The sequence below is a fragment of the Sphingomonas sp. PvP055 genome, from assembly GCF_040546365.1.
GTDB lineage: Bacteria > Pseudomonadota > Alphaproteobacteria > Sphingomonadales > Sphingomonadaceae > Sphingomonas > Sphingomonas echinoides_A.
In genome coordinates this window covers 2626604-2638762 of record NZ_JBEPNS010000001.1, presented here as the reverse complement: position 1 = coordinate 2638762, position 12159 = coordinate 2626604, and the positions used below count along the sequence as shown (strand labels likewise).

Genomic DNA, 12159 nt, shown 5'->3' with positions numbered 1-12159 from the left:
ATGTTTGGGGTATTTGTAAAACCGTTCGACGCCGTGCTCGACCGGATCGATTCCGGTCTGATCGAGGGGTCGCTTGCCGCGACCTTGCCGGGGGGACGCAAGCGGCTGCTCGGCGGGCGCGCACCCGGGCCGGCGGCGGTGGTCGATCTGGTCAGCTGGCGCGCGCTGTTGCGGCTGGTGACGGGGGGCTCGGCGGGCTGGTATGTCGCTTGGTCCAAGGGGGAGTGGACGAGCCCCGATCCGACCGTGCTGTTCGAGCTGTTCATGCGCAACCGCGTCAGTCTGGGCGGGACGGCGCGGTCCGGCGGGATGATCCGTACGGTGCGCGGATGGCGCAACAGTCTGCGCCGCAATTCGCGCGCGGGGTCGCGGCGGAACATCCATTTCCATTACGATCTGGGCAACGACTTCTACAGTCTGTGGCTCGATCCGAGCATGATGTATTCGGCCGCTTTGTTCGATGAAGCGGCGATGACGACCGAGGATCTGACTGCGGCGCAGGCGCGCAAGAACGCTGCGATCCTCGATCGGCTGGAACTGGCACCCGGGCAGACCGTGCTCGAGATCGGCTGTGGCTGGGGCGGCTTTGCCGAGGCGGCGGCGCGGCGCGGGCTGCGGGTCGATGCGATCACGCTGTCGAGCGAACAGGAACGCGCGGTCAACGACCGGATCGCGGATGCCGGCCTGTCGGGTGTGACCGTTTCGCGCACCGATTACCGCGATGTCACCGGCCAGTATGACGGTATTGCGAGCATCGAGATGGTCGAGGCGGTCGGGCAGGACTATTGGGGCACATATCTCGCCGCGATCGCACGCGCGCTCAAGCCCGGTGGACGCGCGGCGATCCAGTATATCACGATCGATGACGCGATCTTCGAAGCCTATGCCGCGAACGTCGATTTCATTCAGCGGTTCGTCTTTCCGGGTGGGATGCTGCTGTCGGAAAGCCGCTTCCGCGCGCTGGCAGCGGAGCAAGGGCTCGAGTGGCGCGACAATCATCGATTCGGATTGCATTATGCCGAGACGCTGCGGCGCTGGCGCGTTGCGTTCGACGCGGCGGTCGCGGCGGGGCGGTTGCCCGCGAAGTTCGACCGCAAGTTCGTCGAGTTATGGCGCTATTATCTGATGTACTGCGAAGGCGGGTTTCGCGGGCAGGGGATCGATGTGGCGCAGGTGACGCTGGTAAAAGCGGGGGGCTGAGGGCTGTCAGCTTCGCCACCATTCGTCGTCATACCGGCAAGGGAGAGAGGTCTGCAAAACCGCCCGTCATCCTGAACTTGTTTCAGGATCCAGCCCTCCGCGAATCCGGACTATGCCTGTTGCGCGGTGGATGCTGAAACGAGTTCAGCATGACGGCAGCTTTTGGGGGCGGTCGACTAGCAAACCTCCGATTGCCTTTATGCAGAGGCCTTGCCTTCGCGGGAATGACGTACGGGGGGAGGGGATCTATCCCTCCCACTCGAAAACTCTCACCCGACCCGTTCGAAATGTCCCGTAACGAAATCCTCGGTCAGCAGTGCGACAATCCGGTCCGCGACCACGCTCGGCTCCTTGACCGACTTGGGGTCCTCGCCCGGATAGGCGCGGCGGCGCATGTCGGTGCGGGTTGCGCCAGGATCGACGATCGCGGTGCGAATCGCGCTGATCTGCTCCATCTCGTCGCCGTAGGCCGAGACGATCGTCTCGAACGCCGCCTTCGATGCCCCGTACAGCCCCCAATAGGCGCGCGGTTTCCGCCCGACGCTGGACGTCATGCCGATGACGCGCGCGCGCTTGGACTTGCGCAGCATCGGGTCGAACGCTGCGATCAGCGCGGCTTGCGCGCTGATGTTGAGCGTCAGCACCGCCGCCATTTCCTTGGGGTCGATCGCCGGGACGGGGGCGAGCGTCCCCAGCATCGCCGCGTTGAGCACGAGGATGTCGAGCGCCGGCCACCGCTCGCCGATCGCGCTGCCGAGCCGCGCAATCGCATCCGCCTGGGTCAGATCGAGCGGTGCAATCGTCGCCGAACCACCCGCATCGAAGATCGCATTCTCGACCGCCTCGAGCGACGCCGCGGTCCGTGCGGTCAGCACGACATGCGCGCCCGCTGCCGCCAGCGCGATCGCCGTTGCGGCGCCGATCCCCTTGCTGGCGCCGGTAACGAGCGCAACTTGCCCCGACAGCGGACGATCGACCGCGGCTGCGGCAGCGTTGATATCGGTCATCGCAGAGAGTCCTTAACTGACGCGTTCGGCCAATAGCGCGAACTGGTCGACCGACGAGACATCGTCCTGGTCGGTCAACGTCGTCGGGTAATCGCCGGTGAAGCAGGCATCGCAATGGCTCGGCCGGATCGCGTTGCGCTGCGGCTCGCCGAGCGCCTTGTACAGGCCGTCGATCGACACGAACGCGAGGCTGTCGGCCTTGATATACTCGGCCATCTGCTCGAGGTTCTTGGTCGCGGCGAGAAGCTTGGCGCGCTCGGGCGTGTCGACGCCGTAGAAGCAAGAATGCCGCGTCGGCGGGCTTGCGATCCGCATGTGGACCTCGGCCGCGCCCGCTTCGCGCATCATCTCGACGATCTTGAGGCTGGTCGTCCCGCGCACGATCGAATCATCGATCAGCACGATCTTCTTGCCCGCGATCAGCGCGCGATTGGCGTTGTGCTTCAATTTCACGCCAAGGTGACGAACCTTGTCGCCCGGCTGGATGAAGGTGCGCCCGACATAATGCGAGCGAATGATCCCGAGTTCGAACGGGATCCCCGACTCCTGCGCATAGCCCAGAGCCGCCGGGGTGCCCGAATCGGGGACCGGGATGACGAGGTCGGCGTCGACCGGGCTCTCGATCGCGAGCTGTGCGCCGATCGCCTTGCGCACGGTGTAGACGCTGCGGTCCTCCGAGATCGAATCGGGGCGCGAGAAGTAGACGAATTCGAAGATGCACGGACGCGCCGAGACGGGCGCGAACGGGCGATGCGAGGTGATCTCGCTACCCTTGACCATCACCAGCTCGCCCGGTTCGATCGATCGGACGAAGGTGGCACCGACCACGTCGAGCGCGACGGTCTCGGACGCGAAGATGACCGCCTCGCTACCATCCGACTGTTCGATCTTGCCCATAACCAGCGGGCGGATGCCGAGCGGGTCGCGGCACGCGATCATCCCCTCGGGGGTCATTACGATCAGCGAATAGGCCCCTTCGACGCGCTTGAGCGCATCGATGAACTTGTCGACGACGGTTCGGTAGTTGGAGGTCGCGACGAGATGGATGATCGTCTCGGTGTCGCTGGTCGACTGGAAGATCGAGCCGCGCCGGACGAGATCACGACGGAGCCGCAATGCGTTGGAAATATTGCCGTTATGCGCAATGGCGAACCCGCCCGAGGCGAGGTCGGCGTAGAGCGGCTGGACGTTGCGGAGCGCCGTCTCGCCGGTGGTGGAATAGCGCACGTGCCCGCACGCGACGGTGCCGCGCAGCGGGACCATGATGTCTTCGCGATCGAAATTGCCCGCGACGTGACCCATCGCGCGATGGGTATGGAATTCGGCACCGTCGAAGCTGGTGATCCCAGCCGCTTCCTGCCCGCGATGCTGGAGCGCGTGGAGCCCCAGCGCGACCAGTCGGGCGGCATCGGCCGCACCGGAGATACCAAAGACACCGCATTCTTCATGCAGTTTGTCCCCGTTTTCGGGGGCTTCGAACGGATTGGTTGTGAGCATTGGTGCCCTTCGGGGGAGGGTAGAGCTTCGAGGGGCCATATAGGGACCGACTTCGCGTTTGTCGCGCTTTTGTCACATCCCCCGGAGCGATTGGTCGCATTGGTCGTTTCCGGGGGCGCGCAGGATGGAATATTGCTCACCACGGGAGGATGAGGATGGCGAAGGATCACGGCCCGAGCGTCAAGGACGACGAGCTGTACGAAGAATTGCGGGCGGACGGCGCTTCGCCCCAGAAGGCCGCGCGAATCGCCAACGCCAAGGCAGCGGGCACGATCGACCATCGCGGCGGTGGCAAGCTGGAGGATCGGACCAAGGATGATCTGCTCGACGAAGCGGGCAAGATCGGGATCGATGGCCGGTCGACGATGACCAAGGAAGAGTTGGTGAAGGCGATCCGCAAGGGGTGACGCGCGCTGGCAACCGCGGTAGGTCGGCCGCATGGCAGACCTTCGCGAAACCGGGCTGGAGCTCGACCCAAAATATGACGCCGCCGGGCTGATTACCGCAGTCGCGACCAATCGCACCACCGGCGAGATGCTGATGCTCGCGCATATGAATGCCGAGGCGCTGCGGTTGACGGTCGAGACCGGCGACGCGCACTTCTGGTCGCGGAGCCGCAATTCCTTGTGGCGCAAGGGCGAAACGTCCGGGCACGTGCTGCGCGTCCACGACATTCGGATCGATTGCGATCAGGATGCGGTGTGGCTGATCGTCGATCCGGCGGGCCCCGCCTGCCACACCGGCGCGCGCAGTTGCTTCTACCGTCGGGTCGAGGGCGATCGGCTCGTCCGGGTCGCGTGAAGTTCGGGCTGCTCGCGGCGCTGGTGGTGCTTGCGGGATGTCGGCAGGCGCAACCCTCCGGTCAGCCTGCGACACCGGCACCGACCGGGCTCGAAGCGGCCGCGATCCAGGCGGGGATCATCCCCGACCCGGCGAGCACCGACATCACGGGGCTGTACGCTCGCGAAACCGACCGGGTGTGCATCGTCCCCAGCGCGACCGCGTATCGGATCGGCGTGACGGTCGACTATGACGACAGCGAACATTGCAGCGGGAGCGGGGTCGTGACGCGTGTAGGCGAAACGCTCCACGTGACGTTGGACACGGCGCGGACCGCCGCCGGATGCCGCTTCGACGCGCGCTTCGAGGGTGACCGGATCGTCTTCCCCGGGCGTTTGCCCGCCGGGTGCCAAGCCGTCTGTCAGGATCGCGCCTCGATCGCGGGGCTCGCCCTCGATCGACTCAGCGACGCTGCGTCCGAGGCGTCTACGCTGCGCGATCCACGAGGAAAGCTGTTGTGCGGGGATGACGCTCGCTCATGATCGTTTCGGCGTATTGACGTTCACGTAAAGGGCAACTAAATCGGTGGCATGAGCACCGGTGCCGCATATGCCCTCATCGATCGCCATCCGACGCGCGATCACTTCTCCATTTCCGACCTGTCGGCGGAATTCGACGTCACCGCGCGGGCGTTGCGCTTCTACGAGGATGAAGGCCTGATCGCGCCCGAACGGCGCGGAACGACTCGCATCTATTCGCAGCGTGATCGCGCCCGGCTCGCGTGGATCCTGCGCGGCAAGCGCGTCGGCTTCTCGCTCGGCGAGATCCGCGAGATGATCGACCTGTACGACATCGGCGACGGGCGGAAGATCCAGCGCCAGACGACGATCGAACGCTGCCGCGACCGGATCGCGCTGCTGACCGCGCAGAAACGCGACATCGATGCTGCGATCCACGAACTCGACGACTTCGTGACCTTGCTCGAAACCCATGGCTCATCCGGCCAGATGAAGGACTGAACCCATGCCCCAGTACACGCCCCCCGTCCGCGACACGCGTTTCATCCTCGATCATGTGATCGGCCTGCAGAGCCACGCCAATCTCCCCGGCTTTCAGAACGCGACCCCCGACGTGGTCGACGCGGTGCTCGAAGAGGGCGGCAAGTTCGTCGCCGAGGTGCTGTTCCCGCTCAATTATTCGGGCGACCAGGAAGGCTGCGTCCGCCACGACGACGGCAGCGTCACCACGCCCAAGGGGTTCAAGGAAGCGTATCAGGCCTTCGTCGAATCGGGCTGGGGCACGCTCAGTGCGCCGGAGGAATTCGGCGGGCAGGGGATGCCGCATGTCGTCTCGACTGCGTTCCAGGAGTATATGATCTCCGCCAACATGGCGTTCGCCATGTATCCCGGCCTGACGCACGGCGCGATCGCCGCGCTGCTGGTCAAGGGCTCGGACGAGCAGAAGGCCAAGTACGTCCCCAAGATGGTCAGCGGCGAATGGGGCGGGACGATGAACCTGACCGAGCCGCAGTGCGGCACCGACCTCGGCCTGATCCGCACCCGCGCCGAGCCGCAGGGCGACGGCTCCTATGCGATCACCGGCACCAAGATCTTCATCTCGTCGGGCGAGCATGACCTGACCAGCAACATCATCCACCTCGTGCTGGCGAAGACGCCGGGTGCGCCCGAAAGTTCGAAGGGCATTTCGCTGTTCGTGGTGCCCAAATTCATGGTCGGCGACGACGGCGCGATCGGCGCGCGCAACGCGGTGTCGTGCGGCTCGATCGAGCACAAGATGGGGATCCACGCCAATTCGACCTGCGTGATGAACTATGACGGCGCGATCGGCTGGCTCGTCGGCGAGGAGATGAAGGGCCTGGCGGCAATGTTCATCATGATGAACGCCGCGCGTCTCGGCGTCGGGTTGCAGGGCCTCGGCGTCGCCGAAGTCGCCTATCAGAATGCGGTGCAATATGCGCAGGACCGCCGCCAGGGCCGCTCGCTCACCGGCGCGAAGGAGCCGGGCGAGAAGGCGGACACGCTGTTCGTCCACCCCGACGTCCGTCGTATGCTGATGGAGTCGAAGGCGCTGACCGAAGGCCTTCGCGCCCTCTGCCTCTGGGGCGCGCTTCAGGCCGATCTCGAACATGCCGCGGTCAGCGACGAAGAGAAGCAGCTCGCGGGCGATCTGCTCGGGCTGCTGACGCCGGTCATCAAGGGCTATGGCACCGACAAGGGCTATGACATCGCGACCAACGCGCAGCAGGTGTACGGCGGCCACGGTTACATCGCCGAATGGGGGATGGAGCAATACGTCCGCGATGCGCGGATCGCGATGATCTACGAAGGCACCAACGGCGTGCAGGCGATGGATCTGGTCGGCCGCAAGCTCGCGCAGAACGGCGGACGCGCGGTGCAGGCGCTGTTCAAGGTCGTCGCCGAGGAAGTCGCCGCCGCCAAGGCCGATCCCGCGACCGCCGTGTTCGCGGGCGCGCTGGAAAAGGCGAAGGGCGAGCTCCAGCAGGCGACCCTGTGGTTCATGCAGAACGGCATGCAGAACCCCGACAACGTCGGCGCGGGCGCGCACAGCTACATGCATTTGATGGGGATCGTCGCGGTCGGGCTGATGTGGCTGCGGATGGCGGTCGCCGCGACCAAGCTGAAGGCCGCGGGCGAGGGGGACGTGAAGTTCCTCGACGCCAAGCTGATCACCGCGCGTTATTTCGCGGAGCGCGTGATGCCCGAGGCTGGCGCGCTGCGCCGCAAGATCGAGGGCGGGTCCGAGGCGCTGATGGCGCTTTCGCCGGAGATGTTTGAGGCGGCTTGAGGGTCGCGCTGACCTTGAACTAGGCGTCACCCCGGGCTTGGCCCGGGGAGCACCGAGGTATTGTCTCGCCATGCGCCGAAGCGTACCGCAGTGGATCGCGGCCATCACGGGGATGACGGTGGGGCGGGGCTGAACAGCGGCCGCGCAGCCGAGGTTTAACGCGCACTATGCAAGATGACGCCCTGTCGATAGGCGAGCTTCGCATCGCCGTGAACGCGCGTTCCGCGCCGCGTAACCTCGATCCCTATGGGACGATCGATTCGCGTCATCAACACCCCGAGGCAGTCATACTTTTCCATGCTGACCTCCCGGTCAGTTTCCACATGAATAGCAATACGTTCAGGGTCTCCGCTGAAATTGCGCAGCACAATGTCTTCGCCGAAAAATCGCCGGATCGTCTCGCTTATGAATCTCGCGTCATCACCGAGCAAAGGAACCGGTGAGGTGGGGTAGGGACTGAGGGCGGGCGGCGGGCATGGGAACAGCGTAGTCGGTTTCTAAACGTCCGTAATTGAGAACGTCATCGCGGATTGTGAACGTCCAAACATCTGCTCTAGTCGAACGGCCGTTTCCGAAAGATAGCTGTCGTCTGCTGCAGTAAAATCACTCAATCAGTTCCTAGTCGAATTGGTCGTGGTTCATGCGAGAACGCTTCCTGTTTCCAGGAAACAGCCTCCATGCACTCGCGAAAGACAGCAATTGCGTCACTCTTCTTAGCGACAGCGTCGGGGTCTTTCGCCGCGATGTGCTCAAACAGGGCAAAGGCGACAGCTGTGTCGCCAGCAGCAGCAGCTTGCAGCCGCATATCGGGATCGAGCATGTTCAGCCTTGTTGTTGTGTATGGCCCACGGTGACTTCGCGCTACGGAATGCGCAAGCTGATCGATAGCGGGGAAACTCGGCCGATCGTTGGTTTCCGAAGGCTGGGAGCAGCGCGTGCACTTGCCTTCGACTCCGCTTGCCGAGTCAAGACCGCGTTGATGGGGATGTTCATCCATTATTGCGCGGAACCGGAACCGCTGCGTTTTTGGCAGAGACCGGTTATCGTACGATCCCTGCAACGAAAGGCCCCCAATGCCCGCCACTCTGTACGGCATCCCCGCCTGCGACACCGTCAAGAAAGCCCGCACCTGGCTCGACGCCAACGGCATCCCCTACACCTTCCACAACTACAAGACCGCTGGCGTAGACCCCGCGCTGCTGCGCGGTTGGATCGACCAGCTCGGCTGGGAAACCGTCCTCAACCGCGCCGGCACCACCTTCCGCAAGCTCCCCGACGCAGACAAGACCGACCTCGACGCCGACAAGGCGCTCGCGCTCCTGCTCGCCAACCCCTCCGCCATCAAACGTCCGATCCTCGTCAAGGACGACGTGCTGCTGGCAGGCTTCAAGCCCGATACCTATGTTGAGGCCCTCAAGCCCTGACATGAAGGACCAAGCCCATGCCGACCGCACGCTGGAACGGAGCCGTGATCGCCCAGTCGGACGAGACCGTGATCGTCGAGGGCAACCATTATTTCCCCGCCGACAGCATCGTCGCCGACCTGTTCGAACCGAGCGCGACCCACTCGCATTGCCCGTGGAAGGGCGACGCGAGCTACAAGACGGTCGTCGTCGACGGCAAGCGCAACGTCGACGCGGCATGGTATTACCCCGACCCCAAGCCGAAAGCCGCCGAGATCAAGGACCGCTTCGCCTTCTGGAAGGGCGTCACGGTCGACTGACCGGGGGCGCCCGCCGTGCCCGACTGGCGCGCGGGCGCGCAAGCCGCTATTCGGGCGGGCATGTCCACGACCTTCACGATCGACACCGCGACCAGTCGCGCCAACCCCACGCCAGCGCCGATGAAGCGCCTCACCGTCCCCGCGATCCGCGCGAGTAAGGGGAAGGGCGCCGACCCGCTGGTGATGCTCACCGCCTACACGATCCGCACCGCGCAACTGCTCGATCCGCATTGCGACATGCTGCTGGTCGGCGACAGCTTGGGGCAGGTGATCTATGGCCTGCCCTCGACGGTCCCCGTCACGCTCGAGATGATGGCGGCGCATGGCGCGGCCGTGGTGCGCGGCAGCTATCATGCGGTGGTCGTCATCGACATGCCGTTCGGCAGCTACGAAGCCTCCCCCGAGAAGGCGTTCGAAAGCGCCGCATACCTCTTGAAGCAAACCGGCGCGGCGGCGGTGAAGCTGGAAGGCGGTACCGCGATGGCGCCAACCGTCCGCTTCCTCAGCGAACGCGGGATTCCGGTGGTGGGGCATGTCGGTCTCACCCCGCAGGCCGTCAACGCCTTGGGCGGCTATGGCGCGCGCGGGCGCAGCGCCGCCGAAGCCGAGAAGATCGTTGCGGATGGCTGCGCGATCGCCAAGGCGGGCGCGTTCGCGCTCGTCATCGAAGGCGTGGTCGAGCCGATCGCGATCGAACTGACCCGGATGGTCGCTTGCCCGACGATCGGGATCGGCGCGTCGGCACAGTGTGACGGACAGGTGCTCGTTACGGAGGACATGCTCGGCCTGTTCGAACGCACCGCGCGGTTCGTGAAGAAATACGACGATCTGGGTGGCCGCATTTCCGCCGCAGCCGCGACCTATGCGGCGGAGGTGCGTTCGCGCGCCTTCCCGGGTGCCGAACAGGTTTACGCGCCGAAGGATTGAGTCCCGACTGTTTCCCTATCGTACCGCAGCGTAACGATTGCCCGCTTTTGTTTGGGCAAGCGGAAGGCTAAGGTCCGCAGCTTCCCGCCCCGATCGATGGAGTTTCCCCAAGTGGCCGTGCCACCCAACACCGATGCCGCATTCCTCCGGGAAGTCGACGAGGAACTCCGCCGCGACCAGATGGCGACCGCTTGGCGCCGTTACGGCATCGCCGCGATTGCGATCGTCGTGCTGATCGTCCTCGGTTTCGGCGGATGGCAGATTTATCGCGCGCACCAGCAATCGGTTGCGGGCGAAGAGGGCGAGGCGCTGAGCAAGGCGTATGAGGACAGCGCCGCGCGCCGTCCGGCTGCAACGACCGAGTTTGCGGCGCTGACGGATTCTAACGTCGAGGGGTATCGCGCGCTGGCGCTGATGAGCCAGGCGGATGCGCTGCTGCAGAAGAACGATCTGCGCGGTGCCGCGGCCAAGTTCGCGACGATCGCCAACGACGGCTCGATCGGGCAGCCGTTCCGCGATCTTGCGCTGATCCGTCAGACCAGTGCGGAACTCGATACGATCAAGCCCGACGTCGTCGTCGCGCGGCTGCGCGGGCTCGCGGTCAAGGGCAATCCGTGGTTCGGCAGCGCGGGCGAAATGGTCGCCGTGTCGTATCTCAAGATGGGCCGTCGCGATCTCGCGGGCACGCTCTACGGCCAGATCGCGCGCGAGCCCGACGTGGCCGAATCGGTTCGGCAACGTGCCGTTCAGATGGCGGGCGTATTGGGCGTTGATGCTGTGAACCAGCCGAAGGAACAGAAGTCGCAATGAAGATGACCAATCGAGTTCTCCTGGTCGCGGTCTCCGCCATCGCCTTGAGCAGCTGCGCGACGTTCAAGGGGAAGAAGAAGACCCCGGTGCTCGGCAATCGCATCGCGATCCTGCAGGGCGAGAACGACGTGATCGCGGACAAGACGATCGCCGAGGTTCAGGTCCTGGTGCCGCCGGCAACGACCAACGACAGCTGGGCGCAGCCTGGCGGGAGCGCGTCGAAGTCGCTCGGGCAGTTGACGTTGGGTACCTCGCTCAATCGTGCGTGGAGCGTGACGATCGACGGGGGCAGCAACCGCCAGCGGCTCGGTGCGGCGCCAGTGATCGCGGGCGGCAAGCTGTACGCGATCGACGTCAACGCGATGGTCCACGCCTATTCGGCGAGCACCGGCGCCTCCGTTTGGGAAGCCAATATCGCGACGGCCGACAAGAAGGCGCGCAGCGCGCGCTTCGGCGGCGGCGTCAGCGTCGACGAGGGCAAAGTCTTCGCGACCGACGGCCTTGGCGACGTGGTCGCGCTGGATGCGGGGACCGGCAAGGAATTGTGGCGCGCCAAGCCCGGTGCGCCGCTGCGCGGTGCGCCCTCGGTCGCCAACGGCCAGGTCTATGTGCTGAGCCAGGACAACCAGTTGTACGTACTGTCGCAGGCCGACGGCACGGTGGTGTGGACCGCTTCGGGTTCGATCGAGACGCAGGGCGTGTTCGGCGTCGCAGCACCCGCGGTCAGCCAGGGTACGGTCGTTGCGGGCTTCTCCTCGGGCGAACTCAACGCCTATCGCTACGAGAACGGCCGCACCTTGTGGCAGGACGCGCTGTCGCGCTCGTCGATCTCGACCTCGGTGTCGTCGCTTGCCGATATCGATGCCGATCCGGTGATCGACCGCGGGATCGTCTTCGCGGTCGGGCAGGGCGGCCGCATGGTCGCGCTCGAGATCGTCTCGGGTCAGCGCCTGTGGGAACAGAACTTCGCGGGCATCTCGACCCCATGGGTCGCGGGCGAATGGGTGTTCATCGTCACCGACGATGCGCGTCTCGTCTGTCTGGCACGCGCGACCGGTAAGGTGCGGTGGATCAGCCAGCTCCGTCACTTCGAGAGCGAGAAGATCCAGAAGGACGGCACGATCAAGGACAAGAAGAAGTCGAATGCGATCACCTGGTATGGCCCGGTGCTCGCAGGCGGTCGTCTGGTCCTGACCAACTCGCTCGGCGAGATTGTCTCCGCGTCGGTCGAGGACGGCAAACTTGGCACCGTGATCGAAGCGAAGGCGCCGTTCACGCTGCCGCCGGTCGTCGCCAATTCGACGCTCTACGTGCTCGACCAGAAGGGCCGTCTGGCTGCATATAAGTAACCGCACCACGGCGGGGTGACGTGGACGTGCGCTTGCCCTA

Annotated in this window: 15 protein-coding genes; 12 read left to right on the top strand and 3 right to left on the bottom strand. The window is 65.0% G+C overall.

Annotated elements, in window-relative coordinates; translation table 11 throughout:
* A complete protein-coding gene (locus ABIC16_RS12460) occupies positions 1-1200 on the top strand; it encodes a class I SAM-dependent methyltransferase (protein WP_354291347.1) in 1200 nt (399 codons plus the stop codon).
* A gap of 269 nt (positions 1201-1469) precedes the next feature.
* Here ABIC16_RS12460 and ABIC16_RS12455 read toward each other — a convergent pair whose 3' ends face one another.
* Positions 1470-2207 (bottom strand): SDR family NAD(P)-dependent oxidoreductase, encoded by a 738-nt coding sequence (locus ABIC16_RS12455; RefSeq protein ID WP_354291346.1) that lies wholly within the window; start codon positions 2205-2207, stop codon positions 1470-1472.
* Between the two features lie 12 nt (positions 2208-2219).
* Positions 2220-3704 (bottom strand): amidophosphoribosyltransferase, encoded by a 1485-nt coding sequence (gene purF / locus ABIC16_RS12450; protein ID WP_277968228.1) that lies wholly within the window; start codon positions 3702-3704, stop codon positions 2220-2222.
* Between the two features lie 155 nt (positions 3705-3859).
* Here purF and ABIC16_RS12445 point away from each other — a divergent pair, with 155 nt between their 5' ends.
* From ABIC16_RS12445 to ABIC16_RS12420, 6 genes are all read left to right on the top strand, one after another.
* Positions 3860-4111, top strand: coding sequence for a Rho termination factor N-terminal domain-containing protein (locus ABIC16_RS12445; RefSeq protein WP_354291345.1), 252 nt, complete (start codon positions 3860-3862; stop codon positions 4109-4111).
* Between the two features lie 31 nt (positions 4112-4142).
* A complete protein-coding gene (gene hisI, locus ABIC16_RS12440) occupies positions 4143-4505 on the top strand; it encodes a phosphoribosyl-AMP cyclohydrolase (protein WP_354291344.1) in 363 nt (120 codons plus the stop codon).
* Complete coding sequence (locus tag ABIC16_RS12435; protein ID WP_354291343.1) at positions 4502-5026, top strand: hypothetical protein; 525 nt, start codon at positions 4502-4504, stop codon at positions 5024-5026. The genes hisI and ABIC16_RS12435 overlap by 4 nt, the downstream gene beginning before the upstream one ends.
* Before the next feature lie 48 nt (positions 5027-5074).
* Complete coding sequence (locus tag ABIC16_RS12430) at positions 5075-5503, top strand: MerR family transcriptional regulator (RefSeq protein ID WP_354280744.1); 429 nt, start codon at positions 5075-5077, stop codon at positions 5501-5503.
* A gap of 4 nt (positions 5504-5507) precedes the next feature.
* Positions 5508-7310, top strand: a complete 1803-nt coding sequence (locus ABIC16_RS12425; RefSeq protein ID WP_354291342.1) for an acyl-CoA dehydrogenase C-terminal domain-containing protein — start codon at positions 5508-5510, stop codon at positions 7308-7310.
* Positions 7311-7477: 167 nt separating this feature from the next.
* Positions 7478-7753 carry a hypothetical protein gene (locus ABIC16_RS12420; RefSeq protein ID WP_354291341.1) on the top strand — a complete coding sequence of 92 codons (276 nt, stop codon included), beginning with the start codon at positions 7478-7480 and terminating at the stop codon, positions 7751-7753.
* A 164-nt stretch (positions 7754-7917) separates the two neighbouring features.
* Here the strand turns inward: ABIC16_RS12420 and ABIC16_RS12415 are convergent, their stop codons facing one another.
* Positions 7918-8130 carry a hypothetical protein gene (locus ABIC16_RS12415; RefSeq protein WP_354291340.1) on the bottom strand — a complete coding sequence of 71 codons (213 nt, stop codon included), beginning with the start codon at positions 8128-8130 and terminating at the stop codon, positions 7918-7920.
* Between the two features lie 253 nt (positions 8131-8383).
* Here ABIC16_RS12415 and ABIC16_RS12410 point away from each other — a divergent pair, with 253 nt between their 5' ends.
* The 5 genes from ABIC16_RS12410 (at position 8384) to ABIC16_RS12390 (ending at position 12119) form a co-directional block, all read left to right on the top strand.
* A complete protein-coding gene (locus tag ABIC16_RS12410) occupies positions 8384-8734 on the top strand; it encodes an ArsC family reductase (protein ID WP_354291339.1) in 351 nt (116 codons plus the stop codon).
* A 17-nt stretch (positions 8735-8751) separates the two neighbouring features.
* Positions 8752-9033 carry a DUF427 domain-containing protein gene (locus tag ABIC16_RS12405; RefSeq protein WP_277968237.1) on the top strand — a complete coding sequence of 94 codons (282 nt, stop codon included), beginning with the start codon at positions 8752-8754 and terminating at the stop codon, positions 9031-9033.
* Between the two features lie 60 nt (positions 9034-9093).
* Entirely contained in the window at positions 9094-9960 is an 867-nt protein-coding gene (panB, locus tag ABIC16_RS12400; RefSeq protein ID WP_354291338.1) for a 3-methyl-2-oxobutanoate hydroxymethyltransferase, read from the top strand.
* Between the two features lie 111 nt (positions 9961-10071).
* On the top strand, positions 10072-10770 hold the full coding sequence (locus ABIC16_RS12395) for a tetratricopeptide repeat protein (RefSeq protein ID WP_277968239.1): 699 nt from the start codon (positions 10072-10074) through the stop codon (positions 10768-10770).
* Positions 10767-12119 carry a PQQ-binding-like beta-propeller repeat protein gene (locus tag ABIC16_RS12390; protein WP_354291337.1) on the top strand — a complete coding sequence of 451 codons (1353 nt, stop codon included), beginning with the start codon at positions 10767-10769 and terminating at the stop codon, positions 12117-12119. The genes ABIC16_RS12395 and ABIC16_RS12390 overlap by 4 nt, the downstream gene beginning before the upstream one ends.
* The last annotated feature ends 40 nt before the right edge of the window (positions 12120-12159 follow it).

Coding starts and splice junctions, on each gene's coding strand:
- ABIC16_RS12460 (WP_354291347.1), top strand. CDS start 1: ATGTTTGGGGTATTTGTAAAACCGTTCGACGCCGTGCTCGACCGGATC.
- ABIC16_RS12455 (WP_354291346.1), bottom strand. CDS start 2,207: ATGACCGATATCAACGCTGCCGCAGCCGCGGTCGATCGTCCGCTGTCG.
- purF (WP_277968228.1), bottom strand. CDS start 3,704: ATGCTCACAACCAATCCGTTCGAAGCCCCCGAAAACGGGGACAAACTG.
- ABIC16_RS12445 (WP_354291345.1), top strand. CDS start 3,860: ATGGCGAAGGATCACGGCCCGAGCGTCAAGGACGACGAGCTGTACGAA.
- hisI (WP_354291344.1), top strand. CDS start 4,143: ATGGCAGACCTTCGCGAAACCGGGCTGGAGCTCGACCCAAAATATGAC.
- ABIC16_RS12430 (WP_354280744.1), top strand. CDS start 5,075: ATGAGCACCGGTGCCGCATATGCCCTCATCGATCGCCATCCGACGCGC.
- ABIC16_RS12425 (WP_354291342.1), top strand. CDS start 5,508: ATGCCCCAGTACACGCCCCCCGTCCGCGACACGCGTTTCATCCTCGAT.
- ABIC16_RS12420 (WP_354291341.1), top strand. CDS start 7,478: ATGCAAGATGACGCCCTGTCGATAGGCGAGCTTCGCATCGCCGTGAAC.
- ABIC16_RS12415 (WP_354291340.1), bottom strand. CDS start 8,130: ATGCTCGATCCCGATATGCGGCTGCAAGCTGCTGCTGCTGGCGACACA.
- ABIC16_RS12410 (WP_354291339.1), top strand. CDS start 8,384: ATGCCCGCCACTCTGTACGGCATCCCCGCCTGCGACACCGTCAAGAAA.
- ABIC16_RS12405 (WP_277968237.1), top strand. CDS start 8,752: ATGCCGACCGCACGCTGGAACGGAGCCGTGATCGCCCAGTCGGACGAG.
- panB (WP_354291338.1), top strand. CDS start 9,094: ATGTCCACGACCTTCACGATCGACACCGCGACCAGTCGCGCCAACCCC.
- ABIC16_RS12390 (WP_354291337.1), top strand. CDS start 10,767: ATGAAGATGACCAATCGAGTTCTCCTGGTCGCGGTCTCCGCCATCGCC.